The organism is uncultured Aquabacterium sp. (genome assembly GCF_947366995.1).
GTDB lineage: Bacteria > Pseudomonadota > Gammaproteobacteria > Burkholderiales > Burkholderiaceae_C > Aquabacterium.
This window is the reverse complement of sequence record NZ_CANBCC010000054.1, coordinates 1-26,508: the sequence shown is the minus strand read 5'-3', so window position 1 is coordinate 26,508 and position 26,508 is coordinate 1. Positions and strand designations below refer to the sequence as shown.

25 protein-coding genes are annotated in these 26,508 nt (G+C 67.0%); 13 read left to right on the top strand and 12 right to left on the bottom strand.

Going from position 1 to position 26,508, the window contains the following annotated elements:
- The coding region (locus Q0Z44_RS13615) for a M48 family metallopeptidase (RefSeq protein ID WP_298013643.1) at positions 1-493 on the bottom strand (493 nt) is incomplete at its 3' end.
- 143 nt (positions 494-636) lie between these two features.
- Here Q0Z44_RS13615 and Q0Z44_RS13610 point away from each other — a divergent pair.
- From Q0Z44_RS13610 to Q0Z44_RS13595, 4 genes are all read left to right on the top strand, one after another.
- A complete protein-coding gene (locus tag Q0Z44_RS13610; protein WP_298013641.1) occupies positions 637-2,073 on the top strand; it encodes an argininosuccinate synthase in 1,437 nt (478 codons plus the stop codon).
- A 26-nt stretch (positions 2,074-2,099) separates the two neighbouring features.
- Positions 2,100-2,417: a pyrimidine/purine nucleoside phosphorylase gene (locus Q0Z44_RS13605; protein ID WP_298013639.1), complete on the top strand. Its 318-nt coding sequence runs from the start codon at positions 2,100-2,102 to the stop codon at positions 2,415-2,417.
- Positions 2,418-2,588: 171 nt separating this feature from the next.
- The gene (locus Q0Z44_RS13600; RefSeq protein ID WP_298013637.1) at positions 2,589-3,305 is read left to right on the top strand and encodes a response regulator transcription factor; all 717 of its coding nucleotides are present in this window, start codon (positions 2,589-2,591) and stop codon (positions 3,303-3,305) included.
- Entirely contained in the window at positions 3,302-4,474 is a 1,173-nt protein-coding gene (locus Q0Z44_RS13595) for an ATP-binding protein (RefSeq protein ID WP_298013635.1), read from the top strand. Before Q0Z44_RS13600 ends, Q0Z44_RS13595 begins: the two co-directional genes overlap by 4 nt.
- Before the next feature lie 15 nt (positions 4,475-4,489).
- Here Q0Z44_RS13595 and murB read toward each other — a convergent pair whose 3' ends face one another.
- Positions 4,490-5,554 (bottom strand): UDP-N-acetylmuramate dehydrogenase, encoded by a 1,065-nt coding sequence (gene murB / locus Q0Z44_RS13590; RefSeq protein ID WP_298013632.1) that lies wholly within the window; start codon positions 5,552-5,554, stop codon positions 4,490-4,492.
- Between the two features lie 34 nt (positions 5,555-5,588).
- On the opposite strand from murB, the gene Q0Z44_RS13585 reads away from it, so the two are divergent.
- Together Q0Z44_RS13585 and Q0Z44_RS13580 are read left to right on the top strand one after the other, a co-directional pair.
- Positions 5,589-6,077 carry a YajQ family cyclic di-GMP-binding protein gene (locus tag Q0Z44_RS13585; RefSeq protein ID WP_298013630.1) on the top strand — a complete coding sequence of 163 codons (489 nt, stop codon included), beginning with the start codon at positions 5,589-5,591 and terminating at the stop codon, positions 6,075-6,077.
- Between the two features lie 4 nt (positions 6,078-6,081).
- Positions 6,082-6,735: a retropepsin-like aspartic protease gene (locus Q0Z44_RS13580; RefSeq protein ID WP_366517627.1), complete on the top strand. Its 654-nt coding sequence runs from the start codon at positions 6,082-6,084 to the stop codon at positions 6,733-6,735.
- A 24-nt stretch (positions 6,736-6,759) separates the two neighbouring features.
- Here Q0Z44_RS13580 and Q0Z44_RS13575 read toward each other — a convergent pair whose 3' ends face one another.
- The 9 genes from Q0Z44_RS13575 to Q0Z44_RS13535 form a co-directional block, all read right to left on the bottom strand.
- Entirely contained in the window at positions 6,760-8,115 is a 1,356-nt protein-coding gene (locus Q0Z44_RS13575) for a sigma-54 dependent transcriptional regulator (RefSeq protein ID WP_298013628.1), read from the bottom strand.
- Positions 8,112-10,160 (bottom strand): ATP-binding protein, encoded by a 2,049-nt coding sequence (locus Q0Z44_RS13570; protein WP_298013626.1) that lies wholly within the window; start codon positions 10,158-10,160, stop codon positions 8,112-8,114. The genes Q0Z44_RS13575 and Q0Z44_RS13570 overlap by 4 nt, the downstream gene beginning before the upstream one ends.
- Before the next feature lie 9 nt (positions 10,161-10,169).
- Positions 10,170-11,498 carry a Glu/Leu/Phe/Val dehydrogenase gene (locus tag Q0Z44_RS13565; RefSeq protein WP_298013624.1) on the bottom strand — a complete coding sequence of 443 codons (1,329 nt, stop codon included), beginning with the start codon at positions 11,496-11,498 and terminating at the stop codon, positions 10,170-10,172.
- Positions 11,499-11,607: 109 nt separating this feature from the next.
- A complete protein-coding gene (locus Q0Z44_RS13560; protein ID WP_298013622.1) occupies positions 11,608-12,336 on the bottom strand; it encodes an amino acid ABC transporter ATP-binding protein in 729 nt (242 codons plus the stop codon).
- A 27-nt stretch (positions 12,337-12,363) separates the two neighbouring features.
- Positions 12,364-13,047 (bottom strand): glutamate/aspartate ABC transporter permease GltK, encoded by a 684-nt coding sequence (gltK, locus tag Q0Z44_RS13555; RefSeq protein WP_109037260.1) that lies wholly within the window; start codon positions 13,045-13,047, stop codon positions 12,364-12,366.
- Positions 13,048-13,060: 13 nt separating this feature from the next.
- The gene (locus Q0Z44_RS13550; RefSeq protein WP_298013620.1) at positions 13,061-13,798 is read right to left on the bottom strand and encodes an amino acid ABC transporter permease; all 738 of its coding nucleotides are present in this window, start codon (positions 13,796-13,798) and stop codon (positions 13,061-13,063) included.
- 44 nt (positions 13,799-13,842) lie between these two features.
- A complete protein-coding gene (locus tag Q0Z44_RS13545; RefSeq protein ID WP_298013618.1) occupies positions 13,843-14,904 on the bottom strand; it encodes a porin in 1,062 nt (353 codons plus the stop codon).
- 1 nt (position 14,905) lies between these two features.
- Positions 14,906-15,991, bottom strand: a complete 1,086-nt coding sequence (locus Q0Z44_RS13540; protein WP_298013616.1) for a type II asparaginase — start codon at positions 15,989-15,991, stop codon at positions 14,906-14,908.
- Positions 15,992-16,164: 173 nt separating this feature from the next.
- Positions 16,165-17,064: a glutamate/aspartate ABC transporter substrate-binding protein gene (locus Q0Z44_RS13535; RefSeq protein WP_298013614.1), complete on the bottom strand. Its 900-nt coding sequence runs from the start codon at positions 17,062-17,064 to the stop codon at positions 16,165-16,167.
- 254 nt (positions 17,065-17,318) lie between these two features.
- Between Q0Z44_RS13535 and Q0Z44_RS13530 the strand changes: the two genes are divergently transcribed.
- The 7 genes from Q0Z44_RS13530 (at position 17,319) to Q0Z44_RS13500 (ending at position 26,061) form a co-directional block, all read left to right on the top strand.
- Positions 17,319-18,074 (top strand): 16S rRNA pseudouridine(516) synthase, encoded by a 756-nt coding sequence (locus tag Q0Z44_RS13530; protein ID WP_298013611.1) that lies wholly within the window; start codon positions 17,319-17,321, stop codon positions 18,072-18,074.
- A 34-nt stretch (positions 18,075-18,108) separates the two neighbouring features.
- Positions 18,109-19,095, top strand: a complete 987-nt coding sequence (locus Q0Z44_RS13525; RefSeq protein WP_298013609.1) for a bifunctional riboflavin kinase/FAD synthetase — start codon at positions 18,109-18,111, stop codon at positions 19,093-19,095.
- Between the two features lie 301 nt (positions 19,096-19,396).
- Positions 19,397-22,228, top strand: coding sequence for an isoleucine--tRNA ligase (ileS, locus tag Q0Z44_RS13520; RefSeq protein ID WP_298013645.1), 2,832 nt, complete (start codon positions 19,397-19,399; stop codon positions 22,226-22,228).
- Complete coding sequence (gene lspA, locus Q0Z44_RS13515; protein ID WP_298013607.1) at positions 22,228-22,755, top strand: signal peptidase II; 528 nt, start codon at positions 22,228-22,230, stop codon at positions 22,753-22,755. Before ileS ends, lspA begins: the two co-directional genes overlap by 1 nt.
- A gap of 116 nt (positions 22,756-22,871) precedes the next feature.
- Positions 22,872-23,918 carry a DUF2189 domain-containing protein gene (locus tag Q0Z44_RS13510; protein WP_298013605.1) on the top strand — a complete coding sequence of 349 codons (1,047 nt, stop codon included), beginning with the start codon at positions 22,872-22,874 and terminating at the stop codon, positions 23,916-23,918.
- A 196-nt stretch (positions 23,919-24,114) separates the two neighbouring features.
- Positions 24,115-25,047: a DUF4394 domain-containing protein gene (locus tag Q0Z44_RS13505; RefSeq protein WP_298013603.1), complete on the top strand. Its 933-nt coding sequence runs from the start codon at positions 24,115-24,117 to the stop codon at positions 25,045-25,047.
- A gap of 45 nt (positions 25,048-25,092) precedes the next feature.
- Positions 25,093-26,061, top strand: coding sequence for a DMT family transporter (locus tag Q0Z44_RS13500; RefSeq protein ID WP_298013601.1), 969 nt, complete (start codon positions 25,093-25,095; stop codon positions 26,059-26,061).
- Here Q0Z44_RS13500 and Q0Z44_RS13495 read toward each other — a convergent pair.
- Positions 26,010-26,508: rhomboid family intramembrane serine protease (locus tag Q0Z44_RS13495; RefSeq protein ID WP_298013599.1), on the bottom strand; the 499-nt coding region annotated here is incomplete at its 5' end. The genes Q0Z44_RS13500 and Q0Z44_RS13495 overlap by 52 nt on opposite strands.

The window sequence follows — 26,508 nt, the reverse complement described above, 5'->3', positions numbered from 1 at the left end:
CCCGAGGGCCGTCCAGCGCCATCAGCAGCGGCAGCCCGAGATGCAGCCGGTTGACGTGCCCCCCGAACAGGCCGCGGCGGGGCAACTGGGTGATGGCGGCGTTGAAGGCATCGTCCAGGTACACCTCGTCGAGGCGGGGGCCGTCCACCTTCTTTCGCACCGTGCCGAGCATCTTGAACAGGGCCGGAGCGTCCTTGGGGCGAAGGCGGATGCCGTCGGGCTTCCCGTTGAGCGGTACCCACAGCGCGCGCACGCTGGACCACGCCAGGCCCAGTGCGCCGAGTGCCATGAAGACCAGCCCCCAGCGGATGCCGCCGCGCAGCACCACGGGCACCACCCAGGCGAGCACGAGCACGGCAGCGAGCAGGCAGCCTGCCACCCACGCATAGCCCAACGCGGCGAAGGCGGCCACCTTGCGTCGGTAGCGTTGCGGTGCCTCGGCGCTGGCATATTCGCTCAGCCGCATGTAGTGGATGAACTCTGCCTGTTCCATCGCAGGCGCCTCCCGTGTCGTGTGCTGTCGTGAGTCGGTATTTCAGCACGGGGTGCTCACCCCGCAGCCTCGTGCAAGCGGTGGATGACGGGGGCGGTTCGGGCACTAAAATCACGGGTTTCCCACCTCTGTACCACCTCACCATGTCCAAGACGACCGTGAAAGCCACCAAGGCCGCCCCCCGGGCAGCCCAGGCCCCCAAGGCAGCCAAGCCTCAGGCTGCGTCCGCCCCCGCTGCTGCTCCTGCCGTTGCCGGCCAGGGCAAGCAGGGCGTCAAGAAGGTCGTGCTGGCCTACTCCGGCGGTCTGGACACCTCGATCATCCTCAAGTGGCTGCAGGACGAGTACAACTGTGAAGTGGTGACCTTCACGGCCGACATCGGCCAGGGCGAAGAGATCGAGCCCGCACGTGCCAAGGCCCTGAAGATGGGCATCAAGCCCGAGAACATCCACATCGAAGACCTGCGCGAAGAGTTCGTGCGCGACTTCGTGTTCCCGATGTTCCGCGCCAATGCGCTGTACGAAGGTGAATACCTGCTGGGCACGTCGATCGCCCGTCCGCTGATCGCCAAGCGCCTGGTCGAGATCGCCAAGAAGTCCAAGGCCGACGCCATCTCGCACGGCGCCACCGGCAAGGGCAACGACCAGGTCCGCTTCGAGCTGGGCGCTTACGCGCTGCTGCCTGGCGTGAAGGTGATCGCCCCGTGGCGCGAGTGGGACTTGCTGAGCCGCGAGAAGCTGCTGGCCTATGCCGACAAGCACGGCATCCCGGTCGACTTCAAGAAGCGCAAGGGCGGCGCCCCGTATTCGATGGACGCCAACCTGCTGCACATCAGCTACGAAGGCGGCGTGCTGGAAGACCCGAACTTCGAGCCCGAAGCCAACATGTGGCGCCTGACCGTGTCGCCCGAAAAGGCACCGAACAAGGCCGAAGTGATCGAGCTGACCTATGCCAAGGGTGACGTGGTCGCCATCAACGGCGTGAAGATGACGCCCGCGCAGGTGCTGACCAAGCTGAACGAGCTGGGCGGCAAGCACGGCATCGGCCGCCTGGACAAGGTCGAGAACCGCTACGTGGGCATGAAGAGCCGCGGCTGCTATGAAACCCCGGGCGGCACCATCCTGCTGACCGGCCACCGCGCCATCGAGTCGATCACGCTGGACCGCGAAGTGCTGGCGCTGAAGGACGACCTGATGCCGCGCTATGCCCGTCTGGTCTACAACGGCTACTGGTTCAGCCCCGAGCGCGAACTGCTGCAAGGCCTGATCGACAAGAGCCAGGAAACCGTCAATGGCACGGTCAAGCTCAAGCTGTACAAGGGCACGATCATGTGCGTGGGCCGTGAGTCGTCCACCGACAGCCTGTTCGACCCCCAGATCTCGACCTTCGACGACGACGGCGGCGCCTACAACCAGGCCGACGCGGCCGGCTTCATCAAGCTGAACGCGCTGCGCCTGCGCATTGGTGCCAACGTGAAGGCCAAGCGTGATGCCGCAGCCAAGCCGGCCCGCAAGGCCGCGGCCAAGCCTGCTGCAAAGAAGGCTGCTGCCAAGAAGGTTGCTGCGAAGAAGCCCGCTTGATCACCTAACCTGAACTGGACACCCGCATGACCACCACGACCCTCGCTGGCAGCGTTGCCACGCAAGCCAACGTGTACTTCGACGGCAAGTGCGTTTCGCACACCGTGACCCTCGCCGACGGCACCCGCAAGTCCGTCGGCGTGATCCTGCCCGCCACGCTGACCTTCAACACCGGCGCGCCGGAAATTATGGAAACCGTCGCCGGCAAGGCCACCATCAAGCTGGCTGGTTCCAGCGAGTGGACCACCTACGGTGCGGGCGAAAGCTTCAATGTGCCGGGCAACTCGTCGTTCGAGATCAAGGTGGAGGGCGAGCCCTACCACTACATCTGCCACTTCGGCTGATCCGGCACAGGCTTCCCGCCCCGTGTCACGAGCCGCTCTTCGGAGTGGCTTTTTTCATGTGTGTCATTGCATGTCAATGACCCGTGCGCAGTGAAGTCGTGTGAAGTTGGTGTGCGCGCGAACACGGCCTCGGTGCGGCTTGATAACCTGCCGCGCTGTGTTGTTTACCGTGTGTGGTCCGCCGTGATCCAGTGCCTGCTTGTTGAAGACGATGTCGAGATCCGTGATCTGGTCTGTGCCTACCTCCAGGGCTATGGCATGGCCGTCACCCCGGCGCCCACTGCCCAGGCCATGCAGAGCGCGCTGCGCACCCGGCGCTTCGATGTGGTGCTGCTCGACCTCATGCTGCCGGATGGGCATGGCCTCGATCTGTGTCGCGAGGTGCTGAGCAAGTTGCCCGTGCCGGTCATCATGCTGACCGCACAGGGCGACCCCATCAGTCGGGTCATCGGGCTCGAGATGGGGGCCGACGATTACCTCGGCAAACCTTTCGAGCCGCGCGAGCTCGTGGCTCGCATCCATGCGGTGTTGCGGCGGTCCAGCGGCAGCAGGGCGGTGGCGGAGGCAGCCCACGCGGTCGCGCGGTTCATGGGCTGGTCGTTCGACCGCCTGAAGCGCCAGCTGACCTCGCCGGAAGGCGTGGTCGTGCAGCTCTCCAGTGCCGAATACCGGTTGCTGGCTGCGCTCGTCGACAACCCGGAGCGGGTGCTTTCGCGTGACGAGCTGCTTGACCTGTCCCAGATGCCCGGCACCGCGGTGAGCGACCGCAGCATCGACCTGACCGTGTCCCGGCTGCGGCACAAGCTGCGCGACAGCGGCGTGGGCGATGGGCTGATCCGCACCATGCGGGGCGAAGGCTACCTGTTTGCGGCACGGGTGACGGCGTGAACAGATGGGGCCGCATTCGGCAGGCTTTGTGGGCCGACACGCTGACGCGTCGCCTGTTCCTGCTGCTTTGGGGCACGCTGATGCTCAGCCACGTGCTGGGTTTTTCGATGGCCCACATCGGCACCGCGCGTGCGCCTCGCCACTGGCATGGCGTGGCGTTGATGCCCGGGATGCCGCCCATGCCCGGCATGCTCCCCGCCCCGCCCGGCACACCCGCCCCGGCGTCGGCCAGCGCTTCATTGTTTCGTGCCTTTCCTGGGGCGCTGCCGCCGCTGGGTCCCCCCATGCCCCCGAGGCTGTGGCTGGATTACCTGGTGCGGGTGCTCGTGATGGCGGCGGCGGCATGGCTGGGTGCGCGCTGGCTGAGCCGACCGGTTCGTCGGCTGACGGAGGCGTCCCTCGTTCTGTCAGAAGCGCTGGGACGGCACGTCGCAGTTCCCGAACTGGACGAACGCAGCGGGCCGGTCGAGGTGCGTCAGGCCGCCCAGGTGTTCAACCGCATGGCACGTCAGCTCAGCGAGCGATTCGATGAGCGCGGGCTGCTGATGGCGTCCATTTCCCATGATCTGCGCACGCCGCTGACACGCCTTCGCATGCGCCTTGAGCGGCTGCGCCCCGACCCCATCGCCGAGCGCTGTGTGGCCGATGTGAACGATGTCAACGCGCTGATCGAGGCGGTGCTGAACGCGCTGAACGATGAGCGCAGCCAGGAGCCGTGGCAGGTGCTGGATGCGGCCGCTCTGATCGAGGCCATGGCAGACGATCGCGCCGAGGAGGGCCAGCCTGTGCGGGCCGACCTGCAGGCCCTGTCTGGCGCCGAGACGGTGGTGCGTGCCCAGCCGGTGGCCCTCAAGCGCGTGCTCGACAACCTCGTGGACAACGCCTTGCGCCACGGCCAGCGCGCGCGCCTGACCCTGCAGCCGGACGATGGGTGGGTGCGCATTCAGGTGGACGACGATGGCCCCGGTATCCCGGCCGATCAGCTGGAGGCGGTGTTCAAGCCGTTTTTCCGGCTCGATGGCTCGCGCAGCCGGGACACCGGCGGCGTGGGTCTCGGCCTGTACATCGCCCGCGAACTGATGCTGCGGCAAGGCGGCACCTTGACGCTGCAGAATCGTGTCGAAGGCGGTCTGCGCGCGGTGGTCGCGCTGCCGCGCGCGGCGGGGTGAGGCCGTCGGCCCCGCTCAGAGCACCACGGGTTCGGGCTCCAGCCGGATGCCGAATCGCCCGTAGACGCTCTCCTGGATGGCACGCGCCAGCGTCACCACCTCGGCCCCACTGGCCCCCCCGCGGTTGACGAGCACCAGCGCCTGGCGCTCGTACACGCCCGCGCGGCCGATGGACTTGCCCTTCCAGCCGCAGGCATCGATCATCCAGCCGGCCGCCAGCTTGAAGCTGCCATCGTCCAGCGGGTAATGAACGATCTCGGGGTCGCGGCCAATGATGTCACGGCACTGTTCGGCGGTCACCACGGGGTTCTTGAAGAAGCTGCCGGCGTTGCCGATCACGGCGGGGTCGGGCAGCTTGGCGCGCCGCACCTCGCAGATCCAGTCGAAGATCTGGCGGGCCGTCGGATGGGTGTTGCCGGTTTCGGCGATCTTGCGTTCGAGCTCGAGGTAGCCCAGCACCGGCACCCAGGGGCGCGGCAGGCGCAGGCGCACGCGCGTGATCACGCTCTTGTTGGCCAGATGCTGCTTGAAGACCGAGTCCCGGTAACCGAAATGGCACTGCTCGGCCGTCAGCGTGACGGTGCGGCCCGTGATGAGGTCCACCGCATCGAGTGATTCAAAACGGTCCTTGAGCTCGACCCCGTAGGCGCCGATGTTCTGCACCGGCGCGGCGCCCACCGTGCCGGGAATCAGGGCCATGTTCTCCAGGCCGGGCAGGTCGTGGTCCAGGCACCATTGCACGGTCTCGTGCCAGGATTCGCCGGCGCCCACTTCCACGATCACCGCGTCTTCCCGGGTTTCCAGCACCTGGCGGCCGCGGATTTCGACCTTCAGCACACACCGGTCGACGTCCCGCGTGAGCACGAGGTTGCTGCCCCCGCCCAGCACGAACTTCGGTGCGCGGCCCAGTTCCGGGTCGTTGACCACGCGCTTGAGGTCGCCCTCGCTGTGCACGCGCACGAGCGTGGTGGCCACGCAGGGCAGGCCGAAGGTGTTGAACGCACGCAGGCTGGCACCGCGCTCCAGATCGAGCGGCGGTGGGGTTTCGGCGAAAGTGGCTGCGGCAGTGGACGTGGGCATGGCAGAATTTTCGCAGACAACCACAGAGATGCCCATGCCCAGTTTTGACACCAAGCTTGATCCCAACCTGGAAGCCGTTGACAACGCCGTCAACACCAGCCAGAAGGAGATTGGCACCCGCTTCGATTTCAAGGGCACCAGCGCTGCCGTCGAGTTCAAGAAGAAGGAAAAGGAGATCGTCGTCTACGGTGACAGCGATTTCCAGATCGACCAGGTCCGCGACGTCCTCTACAACAAGCTGACCAAGCAGCAGGTCGACATCCGCTTCATGGATGTGGGCAAGGTCGAAAAAATCGGCGGGGACAAGGTCAAGCAGGTCGTGAAGGTCAAGGCCGGCATCGAGGCCGAGCTGGCCAAGAAGATCGTGAAGGTCATCAAGGACAGCAAGATGAAGGTCAACGCCAGCATCCAGGGCGAGGAAGTGCGCGTGCAGGCCAACAAGCGCGATGACCTGCAGCTGGCCCAGGCCCTGATCCGCAAGGAACTGGACTACCCGTTCTCGTTCGGCAACTACCGGGACTGATCGGGTGCGCGCGCGCCTGATGGGGTGTCTGGTGGCCGGCCTGGTGCTCGCCGTGGCGTGCCCGGCCCGCGCTCAGAGCGTGGCCATGACGGGCGGCATGGGCAGCAAGGCGCTGCTGGTCGTCAATGGGGGGGCGCCGCGTGCGCTGGCCGCCGGTGACGTTCACCAGGGCGTGCGCGTCATGAGCGTGGCCTCGGACCGTGCCGTGGTCGAGGTGGCCGGTCAGCGGCAGACCGTGATGCTGGGCGGTGCGCCTGTCAGCATCGGAGGGCGCGGCGGCGCTGCAGGTGGCACGCAGATCGTGTTGACGGCGGGGCAGGGGGGGCACTTCCTCACGCTGGGTCAGATCAACGGGCGCTCGACGCAGTTCATGGTGGACACCGGCGCCACGTCGATCGCCATGAGCGCCGAAGAGGCGCGCCGGCTGGGTCTGGCGTTCGAGAATGGCCCGAAGATCTACGGCAACACCGCCAACGGCCCGGTCACCGGGTACCGCGTCACGTTGACTTCGGTGCGCATCCAGGACGTTGAAGTGCACAACGTCGAGGCGGCGGTGCTGCCGCTGCCCATGCCCCACATCCTGCTGGGCAACACCTTTCTGACGCGCTTCCAGATGAAGCGCGAGAACGACACGCTGACGCTCACGCGCCGCTTCTGAGTCGTGTCGCCGGGGAGCGTGAGTTCACAGCCCGTGGCGCTTGATCTTGTCGTGCAGCGTGGTCTTGGCCACCTTCAGGGCCTCGGCGCAGCGTGCCACGTTGCCGCCCTGGCGCTGCAACTCGGTGGCGATCAGGTCGCGCTCGAAGCGATCGACTGCTTCGGCCAGCGAGAGGCCGCCTGCATCGCCGGCCGGCGTGCTCTGCCCACTGTCGAGCACGGCATTGCGCACGCCCAGCACCAGACAGTCGGCCGCATTGCGCAACTCGCGCACATTGCCCGGCCAGTCATGGGCCATCAGCCGTGACAGCTGGGCGGCGCTCAGTTCGGGCTGCGGGCGGTTGAAGCGCTGGGCGGCCAGCAGCGTGAAGTGCGCCATCAGCATGGGGATGTCCTCGCGGCGCTCGCGCAGCGGCGGCAGGTGCAGGGTCACGACGTTGAGGCGGTAGTACAGGTCGGTGCGGAAGGTGCCCTGCCGGCCGCGTTCGAGCAGGTCGTCCTTGGTGGCCGCCACGATTCGGCAGTCGACGTCGATGGCGTGGTTCGAGCCCAGGCGCTCGAGCTTGCGTTCCTGCAGCACGCGCAGCAGCTTGATCTGCATGGCCATGGGCATGCTTTCGAGCTCGTCGAGGAACAGCGTGCCGCCGTGCGCGTGCTCGATCTTGCCGATGCGGCGCTTCTGTGCGCCGGTGAAAGCGCCGGCCTCGTGACCGAACAGCTCGCTGTCGAGCAGGTTGTCAGGCATGCCACCGCAGTTCAGGGCCACATAGGGCGCGTCCCGGCGGTGCGAGTAGCTGTGCAGGGCCTGGGCCACCAGCTCCTTGCCGCAGCCGGTTTCGCCGTGCACCAGCACGTCCACCGGCGAGTCGGCCACATCCAGGATGAGCTTGCGCACGGCCGCCATGGCCGCGGACTGTCCGATGAGCTGGCCTTCGATGCCGGTGCGGTGCGCAAGCTGCTGGCGCAGGGTCTCGACCTCGCGCGTGAGCAGCCGCTTCTCGAACGCCCGCCGCACCACGTCCACCAGGTGCTCCGACGGGAAGGGTTTGGTGATGAAGTCGTATGCGCCGCTGCGCATGGCTTCCACGGCCAGGTCGATGTCGCCATGGCCGGTGATCATCACCACCGGCAGCTGGGCGTCGTGCTGGTGGCAGAAGCGCACCAGCGACAGGCCATCGGCCTTGGGCAGGCGCATGTCCGTCACGACCACCCCGATGGCCCCGGAGGTGATCCGCGGCAGGGCCTCTTCGGCCGAGCCCACCCCTTCGACCGTGAACCCGGCCAGCTGCATGGCCTGCACGCAGCCGAGTCGCACGTGCGGCTCGTCTTCCACGATCAGCACGGAAAGGGAGGGCGTGGTGTTGGCGTCAACAAGGCTCATGGTGGCGGCGCGGAGGCGGAATCGGGCAGGGGCGGAGGCAGATCGGCGGGGCGGCGCGAGGGAAGTCCCCCGCTGGTCCAGCCCGGTGGCAGCGGGGTCGTGTCGGCATCGGTGCGCTCGGGCAGCTCCACGATGAAGCGGGCGCCGCCTTCGGGCTGGTTCTCGGCACGCAACTCGCCCCGGAAAGCCCGGATGATGTCACGCGAAATGTGCAGGCCCAGACCCAGGCCCACGCCGCGTGGCTTGGTGGTGAAAAACGGTTCGAACATCCGTGGCAGCAGTTCGGCCGGGATGCCGCAGCCGCTGTCACTCACCACCAGGCAGACGCGCTGGTTGCCGCTGTGCTCGGTGTAGAGGTGCACACGGCGTTCTGGCGCGTCGCGCACCGCGTCGAGCGCGTTGCCGATGAGGTTGACCACGACCTGCTCGAGCCGGTTCGGATCGCACCACACCAGCGCCTGCCCTTCCACGCAGTCGTTGACCAGCGTGATGCCGTCCTTCTTGATGCGGGCCATGAACAGCAGCAGCGCGTTGTTGACGGCCTGCGCCATGTCGGTCGCCACCGGCGTGGCGGGGGCCTTGCGGGCAAAGGCCTTGAGCGACTGGATGATGTCGCCCATCTGGTCTGCCAGCCGGTTGATCAGCGTGAGGTTGCTGTCCACCGTGGGCAGATCGCCCCGCTTGAGGAACTCGGCCGAGTTGCCCGACAGGGTGCGGATGGCGCCGATGGGCTGGGCCAGTTCGTGCGTGATCCCGGCCGACATCTGGCCCACGACCGCCAGCTTGGCAGCCTGCACCAGCTCGTCCTGCGCCTCGCGCAGGTTCTGTTCAGTCTGGATGCGCTCGGCCACCTCGCGGCGCAGGCGCTCGTTGGTCTGCGCCAGCGCGCTGGTGCGGCGGGCCACCTTGGCCTCGAGCTGCGCGTTGGCGCGCTCGAGCATGTGGCGTGCTGCCAGCTTGTGCCGCACCAGTCGTTGGCGCTGCGCCAGGGCCAGCCACAGCAGGCCCACAAAGCCCGCCGCCACCGCCGACAGCAGCCCCACCGTGAAGGCCTGGCTGCGCACCGGGTCGACGTCGGTGAAGACCCACAGATGCCAGTGCATCTTCGGCAAGGATTTGGCCTGGGCGAGCACGGTGCGCCCGTGCCCCGTGCCCAGGTTGCGCCCCTGCACCAGGACGCCGTCGGCGGCGTCCGGGCTGCTGGCGCCTTGCAGGGCCGTGCTGGCGGCAAAGCGGCGAGGCCGGGTGTTCAAGTAAAGCTGCCGGATCTGGAAGTCGACGACCTTGTCCAAGCCCTGTTCTCCCACGCTCTGGTAGAGCCAGTCCGTGCGCGACGACAGGATGATGACCTGGTTGTCGTCCGTGATGAAGGCCGGCACCCCGAGCATGGACCAGGCCTCGGCAACCGGGGCCAGCGAGATCTTGATGACGGCCACGCCGATCACCCGCCCCTGGTCCCGAATGGGGTTGGCGAGGTAGTAGCCGGGCTGCTTGCTGGTGTGGCCGATGGCGAAGTGACGCCCGACCTGACCGGACAGCGCCTCGATGAAATAGGGGCGGAAGGACAGGTCTTCGCCGATGAAGCTCAGTGGTTCGCCGGCGTTGCTGGAGGCGACCACGTAGCCCCGCTCGTTGATCACGTAGACCGCCATGCTGCCCAGTTGCGCGTTGAGCTTGCGCAGGAAGCCGTTGACGGCATCGGCCGAAGCCGGGCCGCTGCGGGGCTGCAGCAGGGCCACCACGTCGCGGTTGAGCTGGATGGTGGCCGGCACGTGCTCCAGCCGGTTCAGCATGCCTTCCAGCGCCGAGGCAAACAGGTCCAGTCGGTGGTTGGCGTTGGTCCGGATGCCGGCCAGGCCCTGGTTCCAGGAGGCGCGGTAGCTCACCACCCCGACGCCCAGAATGGCCAGCACCGCCAGCAGCCCGACCATCAGCCGCCGGCTGCGCGACAGCACGTCGCGCGCAGAAACCCGCTCCATCGCGGTGCGGCTGGATGGCGGAGCGGACGAGGGGTCTTCAGGCGGTGCGGCCGGGGCCAGGGACATGGGCAGGAATCAGGGATAGAGCCCGCGCAGTGCCCGGGCCTCGAGCACCCGCGAGCAGGCGGTGATGAAGGTGGCCGTGCGGAGGTTGACGCCCTTGTCCTGGGCGCTGCGCCAGATGCTGTCGAAGGCCTCGGACAGCACGCGGTCGAGTCGCGCGTGGATGTCCTGTTCTGTCCAGAAGAAGCTGGTCGCGTTCTGAACCCATTCGAAATAGCTCACGGTCACACCGCCGGCGTTGGCCAGCACGTCGGGCAGCACGGTACAGCCCTGAGCATGGAGGATATCCTCGGCTTCCGGGGTTGTGGGGCCGTTGGCGCCTTCCACGATGAGTCGTGCACGAATGTGCGGTGCATTGTCCTTGGTGATCTGGCCTTCGAGCGCGGCCGGTAGCATCACGTCGCAGTCCACCGACCAGAATTGCTCGGACGGGATCAACCTGGCGCCGGGGAAGTCGGCCCAGGCGCCGCCTTCGACGGTGAGGTGGCGCAGCAGGGCGTGCGGGTCGAAGCCCGCGTCGTTGAACAGCGTCCCGTGGATGTCCTGAATGGCGACGACGCGGGCGCCCTCGTCATGGAACACGCGCGCGGAGGCATTGCCCACGTTGCCGAAGCCCTGGATGGCGATGCGCGCATCCTTCATCTCGCGGTTCAGGCGCTTCATCGCCTCGCGGGCCACGACGAAGCAGCCGCGCCCGGTGGCGTCCCGCCGGCCGAGGCTGCCGCCCATGCTGATGGGTTTGCCCGTCACGACGCCGGTGTGCGTGGCCCCGTGGTTGATGGCGTAGGTGTCCATCATCCAGGCCATCACCTGGTCGTTGGTGCCAACGTCCGGTGCGGGAATGTCGCAGTCGGGGCCGATCAGGTCGCCCAGTTCACTGGTGTAGCGGCGCGTCAGGCGTTCGAGCTCCGTGCGGCTGAGCTGCGAGGGGTCGACCCGCACCCCGCCCTTGGCGCCGCCATAGGGCAGGTTCACCGCGGCGTTCTTGATGGTCATCCAGCCCGCCAGCGCCATCACCTCGGACAGGTTCACCGCGTGGTGGAAGCGCACGCCGCCCTTGCCCGGCCCCCGCGAGAGGTTGTGGTGCACGCGGAAGCCTTCGAAGTGCTCGATGCGCCCGTCGTCCATGCGCACGGGAATGTCGACCACCAGGGTGCGCTTGGGGCGGCGAAGGGTGTCGGTCCAGCGGGCCAGCTCGCCCAGGTGGGGCTCGACACGGTCGAGTTGCTCCAGAAACATGGCCCACGGGCCCGGCTCGGCAGCGTTCAGGTAGGACGGCAGGCGGGTGCTGCGGCTGGCCGGGGTGGTGCCAGCCTGGAGGGCGGTGTCAGGGTGATTCATCGCGGGTTCCTCAGCGTGGTTGGGAATCGGGGCAACGGGCGAGCGCGGCCTGCTCCAACCAGCGCCGAGGCCGGTTGCTGAAGGCAGCGTCCGGTCCCGGCGTATCGGGTCAGTGGTGCAGGATGCGCGCCAGGAACTGTTGCGCGCGCTCCGACTCGGGCCGATCGAAGAAGTCCGACTTGCTGCGGTCCTCGACGATGCGACCCGCATCCATGAAGACCACACGGTCGGCCACACGGCGGGCGAAGCCCATCTCGTGCGTCACGCACATCATGGTCATGCCTTCCTGGGCGAGCTCGGTCATCACATCGAGCACCTCGCCCACCATCTCCGGGTCGAGCGCCGAGGTCGGTTCGTCGAACAGCATCACCACCGGGTCCATGCACAGTGCGCGCGCAATGGCCACGCGCTGCTGCTGGCCACCCGACAGTTGGCCGGGGCGCTTGTGTGCATGCGCCTTGAGCCCGACGCGATCTAGCAGGGCGAGACCCTTGGCGGTCGCTTCATCCTTGGCGCGTCCCAGCACGTGGATCTGCGCCAGCGTGAGGTTCTCGGTGATGGTCAGATGCGGGAACAGCTCGAAGTGCTGGAACACCATGCCGACGCGGCTGCGCAGTTTCGACTGGTTGGTCTTCGGGTCGTTGACCTGCGTGCCATCGACGAAGATGCGGCCGCTCTGGATGGGCTCCAGCCCGTTGACAGTCTTGATCAGGGTGGACTTGCCCGAGCCGGACGGGCCGCACACCACCACCACCTCGCCCTTGTCGACGGTGGTGGAACAGTCGGTGAGGACCTGAAAGGCGCCGTAGTGCTTCGAGACGTTTTCAATGCGGATCATGAGAGGGCTCCAGATGCTTTGTGCGGGTCAGTGCTGGACACGGGGTTTCTGCAGCGCCTGGACCAGTCGGGACAAGGCAAAACACAGGACAAAGTACACGGCGCCGGCGAACAGCAGCAACTCCACCAGACGGCCATCGCGGTCACCCACCTTGTAGGCCGCACCGAAGAAGTCCGCCAGGGCGGAGACATACACCAGCGAGGTGTCCTGGAACAGCACGATGGCCTGGGTCAGCAGCAGGGGCACCATGTTGCGCAGCGCCTGGGGCAGCACGACCAGGCGCATGGCCTGGAAGCGGCTCAGGCCCAGGGCGGTGGCCGCAGCCAGCTGGCCCTTGGGCACCGACTGAATGCCCGCGCGGATGATCTCGGCGTAATACGCTGACTCGAAGAGCGCAAAGCCGACCAGGGCCGACACCATGCGGACGTCGGTGCCGGGCTGCAGGTTGAAGAAGGTCGTCAACAGCTGCGGGATCACGAGGAAGAACCACAGCAGCACCATCACCAGCGGCACGGCGCGAAACAGGTTGACGTAGCCGGCGGCAAACCACCGCAGCGGAGCGCTGGCCGACAGCCGCATCACGGCCAGCAGCGTGCCCCACACCATGCCGACCACCAGCGCGGTGAAGGTGATCTCCAGCGAGACCAGCATCCCCTCGGCGAGAAACGGCAGCGAGTTGGGGATGGAGCTCCAGTCGAATTCGTAAGCCATGGCGTTCTCCTGTTCAGCTGCCCATGTAGCCAGGCACCTTCACCTTGCGTTCGAGCAAGTGCATCAGGGCCATCACGATCACATTGATCAGCAGGTACATCAGCGTCACGGCGATGAAGGATTCATAAGGCTGCGCGGTGTAGTCCACCAGCTGGCGACCTTGTGCGGCCAGCTCCAGCAGGCCGATGGTCGAGCACACGGCCGAGTTCTTGAAGATGTTGAGAAATTCCGACGTCAGCGGCGGCACCACCAGGCGGAAGGCCATGGGCAACAGCACGAGTCGGTAGGTCTGCGGCAGCGTCAGACCCAGGGCCAGCGCGGCCCGGGTCTGCCCGATGGGCAGGCTCTGGATGCCCGCGCGCACCTGTTCGCACACGCGGGCACTGGTAAAGAGTCCCAGGCAGATCACGGCGGCGCCGAACTGCTGGGTTTCCGGGGCAAGCTGCTTGATGGCGTTGCCCCAACTGGTGGGCAGCAGTTCCGGCACGATGAAATACCAGATGAACAACTGCACCAGCAGCGGGATGTTGCGCAGCAATTCGACATAGGCCGTCGCCAGGCGTTGCAGGCCTTTCGACGGCACCGTGCGCAGCACCCCCATCAAGGCGCCGATGACGAGCGCAATGACCCACGCGCTCAACGAGACGGAGACGGTCATCTTCAGACCGGCCACCATCCAGTCTCCGTACGTGCCGCCGTCGCCGACGGCGGAGGGCTGTGTGAACACCGCCCAGTTCCATTGATAGCTCATCGTCGCTCCTGTCAGACGGTTACTGCGCTCGGTTCAGGCGCCGATCAGAAGGCGTGGCGGATGCCGACCTGCAGGGCGCGCACATCCTTGCCGATCGAGGTGACCGGACCCGAGCCGGTGGCACCCGATGCCGTCCAGTTGGTGGCGCGACCGTTGTTGATCAGCGAGCCGACGGTGTACACGGCGGTGCGCTTGCTCAGCGTGTGGGTCAGACCCAGGCTGAACTCGCTGGCGCCATAGCCGTCCAGGTCAGAGGCGCGGCTGCCGGCGATGGCGGCGGTGACCGTGTCCTTGGCGGTCACGGGCACGTTCACGCCCAGGTAGCCTTCCAGGCGATCGTCGAAGCGGTTCGTCGTGCCACCTACCAGCGTGCCAAGGTTCAGGTCCTTGGCCCACTGCACACCGCCCAGCAGCTTGAAGCTGCCGAAGTCATAGGCGGCTCCCACCAGCGTCCAGCGGGTGTTCTGCGAGGCTGCATCGGCGCGCTTGCGCTCGGTCAGCGTCAGCGAGGCGCTGAACGGACCGGCAGCGTAGTTGCCGGCCAGCGAGTACAAGTTGCCGTACGACTTCTGGCCCGGGTTGCTGTTCTCGCCGAGGCCCACCATGGCCTGGCCGGTGAAGCCGCCCACCGTCGGGCTCTTGTAGGTGATCGCATTGTCGGCGCGCACCGTGGTGGACAGCACGCTGCTGGCCACGCCCGAACCCAGGCCGGTCGTGAACGCATCAAAGGCGTCGATGTTTACGAACTGCAGGGTGTACTGACGGCCCAGGTTGACCTGGCCCCAGCTCGACGACTGCAGGCCGACATAGGCCTGGCGGCCGAAGGCCAGGCCGTTCTGGCCCAGGCCGCCGGTGTCGGCGTTGATGCCCATCTCGAGCTGGAACACGGCTTTCAGGCCGTTGCCGAGGTCCTCCGCACCCTTGAAGCCCAGGCGCGAGCCGTTCAGGCCGCCGGACTGGAGGGTCGTGGTCGTGCTGTCACCCTTGCCGTACTGCAGGTACATGTCGACGAGACCGTAAAGGGTCACCGACGACTGCGCCGAGGCAGCGAAGGGAGAAGCGGCTGCTGCTGCAGCCAGGGCGATGGTAGCGAGCTTGGTGTGCATCTCAATACTCCATGAAGATGCGTTGGATGACCTTGGCGTCGTTCGACTTGGTCAGGGCGAGGGAAGCGAGAATGCGGGCCTTCTGCGGGTTGAGGTCGTGGGCGACCACCCAGTCGTACTGGTCGTCCGGCTGTTCGGCGTTGCGCAGCACGAAGCCGCCCCCCATCACGCGCGACGAGCGCACGATGTGCACGCCCTTGGCGCGCAGTTCACGCAGCGCCGGCACAACGTCCTTCGACACCGAGCCGTTGCCCGTGCCTGCATGGATCAGCGCCTTGGCCCCCGCGGCTGCAAACGCCTGGTAGGCCACCGGCGAGGTGTTGCCGTAGCCGTAGGCGATGTCGACCTGCGGCAGGCTGTCGATCTGGTCGATGTCGAACTCCGAGTTCACCGTGTGGCGCTTGACCGGTGCGCGGAACCAGTAGGTCTGGCCTTCCACCACCATGCCGAGGTCACCCCAGGCGCTCTTGAACGCGTCCGGACGCACATTGACCGACTTGGCCACATCGCGGCCCGAGTTGATCTCGTCGTTCATCGTCACGAGCACGCCCTTGCCGGCGGCGGTGGGCGAGGCGGCCGTGGCCACGGCGTTGTACAGGTTCAGGGCACCGTCGGCCGACAGCGCCGTGCCCGGGCGCATCGAGCCCACCACCACGATGGGCTTGTTGGTGTGCACCGTGAGGTTCAGGAAGAAAGCGGTTTCTTCCAGGGTGTCGGTGCCGTGCGTGATCACGATGCCGTCCACATCCTTCTGCTTGCTGAGTGCCGACACGCGCTTGGCCAACTGCAGCAGGTGGGCGTTGGTGAAGCTCTCCGACGCAATCTGGAAGACCTGTTCGCCGCGCACGTCCGCCACATTGCCCAGCTCGGGCACCGAGGCCAGCAGCTTGTCGACGGGCACCTTGGCTGCCTGGTAGGTGGCGCTGTTGGCTGCCGAGGCGCCGGCGCCTGCGATGGTGCCACCCGTGGCCAGGATCACCACCTGAGCCTTCTTGGTGGTCTGTGCCAGCGCGTGCTGTGCTGGCAGAAAGCCCAGGGCCACCGCGCCACTGAGGGCGAGCAGCCAGCGGGACAGGGATCGCTTCATGATGTCAACTCCATGGTTGTAAGGACAGGGGACAAGCGGGGGCGCGATGGGCTGTGAACCCGGCACGGCCCTTGTAAGGCCATGCGGCAGCTCGACCCTGGCCCTCGCGGGGCCGGGTTCTTGGATGTTGTTCAATCACAGGGGCGGGCTGACAGCACCCGCCCGGGTCTGGCTTATTCGAACGGGCGGTCGTTCGGCGCCTTGTACAGCTGGATGACGTCGTCGGACATCGGCCAGTTCAGGTTCAGGCCCTTCGGGGGAATGGGCTGCTGGAACCACTTGGCGTAAATCTTGGCGGCTTCGCCCGAGGTCATGGCCTTGGTGATGGCGGCGTCGACCAGTTTCTTGAACTCGGGGTCGCCCTTGCGCATCATGCAGCCGTAGGCTTCTTCCGACATCGGCTTGCCCACCACCACCCACTCGTCGGGCTTCTTGGCCTTGGCCTTTTCGCCGTACAGCAGGGCGTCGTCCATCATGAAGGCGACGGCGCGGCCGGTTTCCAGCGTCAGGAACGACTCGCCGTGGTCCTTGGCCGAGATGATGCGCATCTCGGCCTTGTTGGCCTCGTTGTACTGACGCAGCAGGCGCTCGGACGTCGTGCCGGCGGTCACCACCACGTTCTTGCCCTTCAGGTCGGCGAAGTCCTTCACGCCCGAATCCTTCTTCGTCATCAGGCGGGTGCCGACCACGAAGATGTTGGTCGAGAAGTCGACCTGCTTGGCGCGTTCCTTGTTGTTGGTGGTCGAGCCGCACTCAAGATCCACCGTGCCATTGAGCACCAGCGGGATGCGGTTCTGCGACGTCACCGGCACCAGCTTGATCTGCAGGCCGGGCTTCTTCAGCTGGGCCTTGACGGCGTCCACGGCCTTCAGCATCAGCTCATGCGAATAACCCACAACCTGCTGCTTGTCGTCGTAGTACGAGAACGGGATCGACGATTCACGGTGACCCAGGCTGATCGTGCCGGTCTCGGCGATCTTCTGCAGCGTGGGAGAAGTCTGGGCGCCGGCCTGCAGGGCAGCGGACGTCAGGCAAAAGCCCAGCACCGCGGAACGGAGGATCGTGTTCTTCATGAAAGGTCCTTTGATCGGTTTGGCCAACAGGGAAGAGGATCAGTGCCGTGATGTATCGCACGCCACGTGCCAGCTTTCCACTTCTGGGACAGTTATTGCAACTCCTTGATTCGCAAAAGGTTTTTGTGACGTTCCACGCGGGGCGGTTCGGAATCCCGGACGGTGCGCCGACGGACCGTACGCTTCATCGTACGGAGTGCGTGCGGCCCGCTGGCATCATGTGGGCCGTTCGCTGTCCAGACCATACTCCTTTCATGCCTCGCCGACCACGCCTGCCAGCAGGCCACAACACGCTTTCCCAGATCCTGTTCGACCAGGGGTTCGGTGCCCGCCGGGAATGCGACGGGCTCGTGCTCAACGGTCTGGTTCAGGTTGCGGGTGCGGTGGTGGACGACCCCGACGCCGTCTTTCCGGAAGACGGGCTGGTGCTCGACGTGGACGGTCAGCCCTGGGTGAGCCATGTGCGAGCCATCGTGCTGCTGCACAAGCCGGCCGGCTACGAGTGCTCGCTCAAGCCAGGCGCCTGGCCCGGTGTGCACAACCTGCTGCCTGTGCCGCTGCGTCGACGTGGCCTGCAGCCCGTGGGCCGTCTGGATCAGGACACCACCGGCCTGCTGCTGATGACCGACGATGGCCCGCTGCTGCACAAGCTGACCTCGCCCAAGCACCACGTGCCCAAGGTGTACGAGGTGACGTGCAAGCACCCCGTGACCCAGGCCATGTGCGACAGACTGCTCAAGGGGGTGGTGCTGGACGACGACCCGTTGCCGGTGGCCGCCCATGCCGCCGAGCGGGTGCTGCCCGAGGGCACGGCGCCCGACGCGGACACCCTCCACCTGCGGCTCACCCTGCTGCAGGGCAAGTACCACCAGGTCAAGCGCATGGTGGCCGCGGTGGGCAACCGTGTCGAGGGCTTGCACCGCAGCCAGATCGGCCGCCTCACGCTGCCGGACGACCTCGCTCCCGGCCAGTGGCGCTGGCTGGACGACGTGGCCCTCGTGCTGCCCTGAAGCACAGGCGCCCGAGGCGGGATAATCTGCAGCCATGCAAGTCTTTCGCGGTTTTCACCATGCGGCCCTGGCGCCGGCCTGCGCGCTGACCATCGGCAACTTCGATGGCGTGCACCGTGGGCATCAGGCCATGCTGGCCCTGCTGCGCAGCGAGGCCGAGCACCGCGGCCTGCCCAGCACGGTGCTGACCTTCGAGCCTCACCCGCGCGATTACTTCGCCGCCCTGGCCGGCAAGCCCGAACTGGCGCCCAGCCGCATCGCGACCCTGCGCGACAAGCTCTCCGAACTCGAACGCTGCGGCGTCGACCAGGTGGTCATCCTCCCGTTCGACCAGAAGCTGGCCTCGCTGACGCCGGAGGCCTTCATCGACCAAGTGCTGGTTCAGGGTCTTCGCACCCGCTATGTTCTGGTCGGCGACGATTTCCGTTTCGGCGCGAAGCGGGCGGGCGATTACGCGCTGCTTGATGCAGCCGGCGACGCCCGCGGTTTCGACGTGGCCCGCATGATGAGCTACGAGGTGCACGGCCTGCGGGTCTCGTCGTCGGTCGTGCGCGAGGCCCTGACGGCAGGCGACATGGCGCGCGTGGCCACGCTGCTGGGCCGACCCTATGCGATCAGCGGCCACGTCGTGCACGGCCAGAAGCTCGGCCGCAGCCTGGATTGCCGCACCCTCAACGTGCGTTTCGGCCACGAACGTCCAGCCACCACCGGCATCTTCGTGGTTCGCACCCACGGCCTGGCGGGCGAGCCCCTGGAGGGCGTGGCCAGCCTGGGCGTGCGCCCCACGGTGGAAGACGCCGGGCGGGTGCTGCTCGAGGTGCATTGCTTCGATTGGCCCGCCGAACTGGGTGCCGAAGGGGGGTACGGTAAAATCGTCCGGGTGGAATTGCTGCACAAACTCCGAGACGAAGCCCGCTACGACGGGCTGGAGGCGTTGCAGGCCGCCATCCACAAGGACATTGCCGATGCCAAGGGCTTTTTCCAGGCCCAGCGTCGTCAGACCACCCGCGACCGAATTTGACGCGGGCGCACCGTCCGCGGGTAGCCTGCCAGGTGCGGGCGGCCGTCGGAGGGTCCGCAGGTCTCGCCCGCCTGACCCCGCACTGCATCGGCCTGCCCCGTGCGGCCGCTGAACCTGAATCCCCGGCAAGCAAAGCGGGTGTGCGCACCGACGATGGCGCATGCCCGGCTGGAGCCGGACCTGAGAGATCGCCATGAGCCAAGACGCCAACGCCAAGCCCGACAACGCCAAGAAAGGCGGCGCCAAAGCCGCCAAAGCCAGTGACTCGACTCCGGAGTCGAAGTACCGGGCCACGTTGAACATGCCCGACACCCCCTTTCCGATGCGGGGAGACTTGCCCAAGCGCGAGCCGGGTTGGGTGGCCGAGTGGGAAGCCAATGGCCTGTACGGCAAGCTGCGCGCCGCCCGCCAGGGTGCCCCGAAGTTCGTGCTGCACGACGGCCCGCCCTATGCCAACGGCAACATCCACATCGGGCACGCCGTCAACAAGGTGCTCAAGGACATGATCGTCAAGGCCCGCCAGCTGGCCGGCTATGACGCCATCTACGTGCCCGGCTGGGACTGCCACGGCCTGCCCATCGAGAACCAGATCGAGAAGACCTTCGGCCGCAACCTCAGCCGTGACGACGTTCAGGCCAAGGCCCGCGTCTACGCCGGCGAGCAGATCGACGGCCAGCGCACCGACTTCAAGCGCCTGGGCGTGCTGGGCGACTGGGCGCACCCGTATCTCACGATGAACTTCGGCAACGAAGCCAACGAGATCCGTGCGCTCAAGAAGATCATGGAGCGCGGCTACGTGTACCGCGGCCTCAAGCCCGTGTACTGGTGCTTCGACTGCGGCTCGTCGCTGGCCGAGTTCGAGATCGAGTACGCCGACAAGAAGTCGCAGACGCTGGATGTGGCCTTCCTGAGCGCCGAGCCCGAGAAGCTCGCCGCCGCCTTCGGCCTGCCCGCGCTGAACAAGGACGCCTTTGCCGTGATCTGGACCACCACCGCGTGGACCCTGCCGGCCAACCAGGCGCTCAACATGCACCCCGAGCTGAGCTACGCCCTGGTCGACACGCCCAAGGGGCTGCTGGTGCTGGCCGAGTCGCTGGCCGAAAAGGCCTGCGAGCGCTACGGCTTCGCAGCCGAAGACTGCAAGGTGCTGGCCACCACGTTGGGTGAGAAGCTCGCCGGTATGACCTTCAAGCACCCGCTGGCCCATGTGCACGAGGGCTACAACCGCGTCAGCCCCGTCTACCTGGCCGACTACGTCAGCGCCGAAGACGGCACGGGCATCGTGCACTCGTCGCCTGCTTATGGCGTGGACGACTTCAACAGCTGCGTGGCCCACGGCCTGAAGTTCGACGACATCCTGAACCCTGTGCAGGGCAATGGCGTGTACGAAGCCGAGCTGCCGCTGTTCGGCGGTCAGCACATCTGGAAGGCCGCGCCCGTGGTGCTTGAGACCCTGCGCGAGCACGGCCGTGTGCTGGCCTCAAAGGAGATCGTTCACAGCTACCCGCACTGCTGGCGCCACAAGACGCCGGTGATCTACCGCGCCGCGGCCCAGTGGTTCGTGCGCATGGACGAAGGCGAAGGCGTGTTCACGACGAACAAGGCCGACAAGACGCTGCGCCAGACCGCGCTCGACGCGATCGACCAGACCACCTTCTACCCCGAGAACGGCCGCGCCCGCCTGCGCGACATGATCGCCAACCGCCCCGACTGGTGCATCAGCCGCCAGCGCAACTGGGGTGTGCCGCTGCCCTTCTTCCTGCACAAGGTCACGGGCGAGCTGCACCCCGACACGCTGGCGCTGATGGAGCGCGCCGCGCAGCTGGTGGAGCAGGGCGGTGTCGAGGCCTGGGCCAAGCTGGACCCGGCCGAGTGGCTGGGCGCTGAAGCCGCCGAATACAGCAAGTCCACCGACATCCTCGACGTGTGGTTCGACTCGGGCACCACCTTCTTCCACGTGCTCAACGCGCAGAACGGCAGCCACCCCAACGCCGGCCACCACGAAGGCCCGGAGGCCGACCTGTACCTGGAAGGCCACGACCAGCACCGCGGCTGGTTCCACAGCTCGCTGCTGGCCGCCTGCGCCATCTACGGCCGCGCCCCGTACAAGGGCCTGCTGACTCATGGCTTCACTGTCGACGGTCAGGGCCGCAAGATGTCGAAGTCAGTCGGCAACGTCGTGGCGCCGCAAGAGGTCTCCAACAAGATGGGTGCCGAGATCATCCGCCTGTGGACGGCCTCGACCGACTACTCGGGCGACCTGGGCATCGACGACAAGATCCTGGCCCGCGTGGTCGACGGCTACCGCCGCATCCGTAACACGCTGCGCTTCCTGCTGGCCAACACCTCCGACTTCGACCCGGAGACGGACGCCGTGCCGCTCAACGAGCTGCTCGAGATCGACCGCTACGCGCTGGCCCGTGCCTCGCAGCTGCAGGAAGACATCCTCGCGCACTACGAGCGCTACGAGTTCCACCCCGTGGTCGCCAAACTGCAGGTCTACTGCTCGGAAGACCTGGGCGCGTTCTACCTCGATGTCCTCAAGGACCGCCTGTACACCAGCGCGGCCAAGAGCCATGCCCGCCGCGCCGCGCAGACCGCGCTGTGGCACATCACGCACGGCATGCTGCGCTGGATGGCGCCGTTCCTGAGCTTCACGGCCGAAGAGGCCTGGAAGGTGTTCGACGGCGGCGAGACCATCTTCACCGAAACCTACTGGGACTTCCACGAGGCCGACAAGGACACCGAGCTGCTGGCCAAGTGGGCCCGCATCCGCGCCTTCCGGGAAGAGGTGAACCGCCGCATCGAAGACGTGCGCACCCGCGGTGAGGTGGGCGCCTCGCTTCAGGCCAACCTGTTCGTCACCATCGGCACGCAGGACGAGCAGGGCGCCCGCCTGCTGGCCGACCTGCGCAGCCTGGGCGACGACCTGAAGTTCGTGCTCATCGTCTCCAGCGTCGAGCTGGCCGAAGGCCACAGCACGCAGATCGAGGTGAACCCGTCCAGGGCCGTGAAGTGCGAGCGCTGCTGGCATTACCGCGACGACGTGGGCGCCAACGCAGAGCACCCGACCATCTGCGGTCGCTGCGACACCAACCTGCACGGAGCGGGTGAAGCCCGCGCGCACGCCTGATGGCCGCGCGCAAGTCCGCCCCGAAGGCCGCCTCCCGCCAGGGCCTGCTGCCCTGGCTGGGCATCGCCTTCATCGTCATCCTGCTCGACCAGTTCACCAAGGTGCTCATCGTCGGCTGGCTGCAGCACGGTGAAAGCCGCGAGGTCTGGTCCTTCTTCAACATCGTCCGCGCCCACAACACCGGGGCGGCGTTCTCTTTCCTGGCCAACGCCGGGGGATGGCAGCGCTGGTTCTTCGTCGGCCTGGGCGCGGTGGCCACCGGTTTCATCATCTACATGCTCAAGCAGCATGGCGGGCAGCGCCTGTTTTCGTGGGCGCTCACGCTCATCCTGGGCGGTGCCATTGGCAACGTGATCGACCGCCTGGTGCATGGCTATGTGGTCGATTTCCTGGACTTCCACTGGCGCTTTCTGGCGCCGATGTTCCCGGGCGGCCATTTCCCAGCCTTCAACGTGGCCGACTGCGCCATTACGGTCGGGGCGGCGCTGCTGATCCTGGACGAAGTGCGCCGCGTGCGCCGCAGCTGAGTCGACCCTGACGCCGGCCTGAAGCGGGCCCTGTGCCGGGGCTCCGCATTTCCCCCGATGCCAGCCCGACCTTCCGGGCGTACCTTGAGGCGGTGTCCGTCATGCAAGGAGCAGGCATGGGAATGGTTGGCCGACTGTCGTACCACGCACTGGTCTCGCGTCGCCGCACACACCGGCGTCGCCCGCAGCACCTCCGCCGCCTGCACCACTGGCCGGACGCCAGCCTCCATCGCCCACCGGCCGGCATCGGCGCCGAGCTCACGGCCGGCGTGGCCGTCGCTGAGGCCCCCGCGTTGTCACCCACGCCCCTCCAACCTGCCGCCCTCGGCGCTGGCATGGCGCTGGGCGCGCTGCCCGGGCAAGTCGAGGTGGCGCCCGTGCTGGATGCGGCCCCGACCGTCCAGCCCAGTGTGCTCGACATGCCGCTGCGCCAACTGGGCTGGGCCGACCCCCTACGCTGGCTGGCCATGGGCTGGCGCGACTTCCGCCAGGCGCCGCTGATCGGGCTGTTCTACGGGGCCTGTTTCGTGCTGATGGGCTGGGGCTTGCTCGCGGTCTTCCGCTATGCCCCGGCCTACACGCTGGCGCTGTCTGCCGGCTTTCTGCTGATGGGGCCGTTTCTGTGCCTCGGGCTCTACCAGGCCAGCCGACGCATGGACGAGGGCACCCGTCCGGGCTTTCGCGACAGCCTCACCGCATGGCGGCACAACAAGGGCCAGCTCGCCGTGTTTGCCACCGTGCTGCTGGTGCTGGAGATGCTGTGGGGCCGCGCAGCGATGATCGTGTTTGCCGTCAGCTTCGATGGCATGGCCGAGTTCGACGGCTCGCTCACCAGCCTGCTCATCGCCGAGAACATCCCCTTCCTCGTCACCTATGTGGCGGTGGGCGGCCTCTTTGCCGGGCTGATCTACGCGGTCAGCGTCATCAGCATGCCGATGATGCTGCACCGTTCGGTCGACGCCATCTCGGCGGGCCTGGCCAGCCTGCGTCTTGTCACCACCCAGTTCGGCGTGATGCTGTTCTGGGGCGCCCTCATCACCGGTGGGGTGCTGCTGGCCATGGCCCCCGGCTTTCTGGGCCTGCTGGTGGTGGGGCCGGTGTTGGGGCACGCGTCCTGGCATGCCTACCGGGCGGCCACGATGGTTCCGTCCGCGCGGGACTGACGCGGGGCGGACGCGCGGTTTGTGTATCCCCCCTGGATGAAGGGGGTGGATCGGCCGTTTCGGCGGGCCGGCGTGAATCCATTCCGCTGGTCCCTTCGTAGTGGAGAAGGCCTGTCGGCGACCTCCATCGTGTCGCTCGGCACGGCCGCCGTCGGCATGGGGCCGGCGGTCGACATCCACACTGCGAGGACCCGACATGACGACAAGCAACCGCCTTCCTGCGACCTTCCGCCGCCTGGGCGCCCTGACCCTGGCCGCTGCAGCCACCTTGTGCGCGCACGGCACGGCCCGGGCCGAGACGCTGTACGGCCTGAGCAACACGAACCAGCTCATCACCTTTGACAGCGCGAGCCCGATGAATGGCACCGCGGTGCAAATCACCGGCCTCAAGCGGGTCAACGAACGCCTGCTGGGTCTGGATGCGCGTCCCGCCACCGGCCTGCTCTATGCGCTCAGCAAGGACGGCAACCTGTACACCGTCGATGCAGGCAGCGGTCAGGCGTCCTTTGTCGCCTCACTGGGCGCACCGCTGTCGGGTGACAACTTCGGGGTCGACTTCAACCCGGTGCCGGACCTGGGGCAGACCAACCCGTCGCTGCGCGTGATCTCGAACTCTGGCCAGAACCTGGCGATCAACGTCAACGTCAACGGCAGCGCCGCCGGGACCGTCGTTGAAAACGGCCGCATCAACGGCGTGAAGCCACAGCCCACCATCGTGTCGGTGGCCTATGCCAACAACGACCGCAACCCCATGACCGGCACCACGCTGTATGGCATCGACACCAAGGGTGACGGCCTCTACACCATCGTGCCTGCGACGGGCGCCGCCACGTTTGTCGGCGACCTCGGTGTGGACAGCATCCAGGTGTCCGCGTTCGACATCTCGTACACCGGCGCCGCCTTTGCGTCGCTGACCGGCGAGGACGGCTACAGCGGGCTCTACAGCATCAACCTGACCACCGGTCAGGCCGTGTCCATCGGCGCCTTCGGCATCGGCGGGGTCGTGCTGCAGGCCCCGGTCGTGGGCCTGACTGCCGCGCCGGTCCCCGAGCCTTCCAGCATCGCGCTGGCTGCCGTCGGCCTGCTGGGTGTGATCGGCCTGCACGCGCGCCGTCGTCAGCGCACCTGACGGGGCTGTTCTAATGCGGGGCTGTCGCTGATCCCACCCCGCACCGTGTCCCTGCTGTCATCGCGCACCCTCGTCTATCTGCTCCTGCCGCCCATGATGTGGGCCGGCAATGCCGTGGTCGGGCGGATGATGGTGGGCAGCATGCCGCCCGTGGCCATGAATGCGCTGCGGTGGCTGCTGGTGGCGGCCATGCTGTGGCCGCTGGTGCGGCGCGCCGGGTTGCAGTGGGCCGATGTCCGTGCACGCTGGCGCCATCTGGCCGTGATCGGCACCCTGGGTGTCGGCACCTACAACGCGCTGCAGTACCTGGCGCTGCAGACCTCTTCGCCGCTCAACGTCACCCTCATCGGCTCCAGCGTGCCGGTGTGGATGATGATCGTGGGGCGCATTGGGTTCGGGCAGGCGCTCCATGCGCGTCAACTCGTGGGCGCGGCGCTCTCGGTGCTGGGCGTCATGCTCGTCATGGCGCATGGCGATCTGGCCGTGCTGAGCGGGCTGCGTCTCGTGCCGGGCGACATGCTGATGCTGCTGGCCAGCCTCGCCTGGGCCATCTACAGCTGGCTGCTGGCCCACCCGCCGGCCCACATGGTGGGCGAGCGTCGCCCCGCGTGGGACTGGGCGACCTTTCTGTTCGTGCAGGTGGTGTTCGGCAGCGTCTGGGCCGTGGCGTGCTCCGGCGTCGAAGCGGTGCTTTCAGCGGGCGAGGGCCCGGGTCTGGTGCCCACTGGCCTGTTGCCTTGGCTCGGCATGCTGTTCATCGCCGTGGGCCCATCCATCGTGGCTTACCGCTGCTGGGGCCTCGGCGTGCAGACCGTGGGCCCCACGATGGCCGCCTTCTTCAGCAACCTCACCCCGATCTTTGCTGCGGTGTGGGCCGCATTGCTGCTGGGCGAGCATCCGCGCTGGTATCACCCCGTCGCGCTGCTGCTCATTGTGGCCGGCATCGCGGTGTCATCCGGGATTCAGAAACGTCGACGCGAGCCACCCCGACCGTTGGACCCGAAGGGCGGCTGACCCCGCCAATAGCGCAGCATAAGCCAGCCACCCAGCATGCCGCCCAGGTGCGCGAAGTGCGCCACACCGGAGGCAGTGCCCGTCACGCCGAGGAAGAGTTCCAGGCCGCCATACAAGGCGACGAACACCTTGGCTTTCATCGGAATCGGCGGGAACAGCGGCATGATCGTCCGGTTCGGGAACATCATGCCGAACGCCAGCAGCAGCCCGAAGAGCCCACCCGAGGCGCCAACCGTCGGGTTGTGCCAGCCGCCCAGCAGCGACATCACCAGCTGCGTGGCTGCGGCCGTCAGCACGCTGGCGCCAAAGAACTCGATGTAGCGCCGGCCACCCCAGATGCGCTCCAGCTCGGAGCCGAACATCCAGATGCCCAGCATGTTGAAGAACAGGTGGCTGAACGAGCCGTGCAGAAAGGCATACGTCACCACCTGCCAGGGGTAGAAGAAC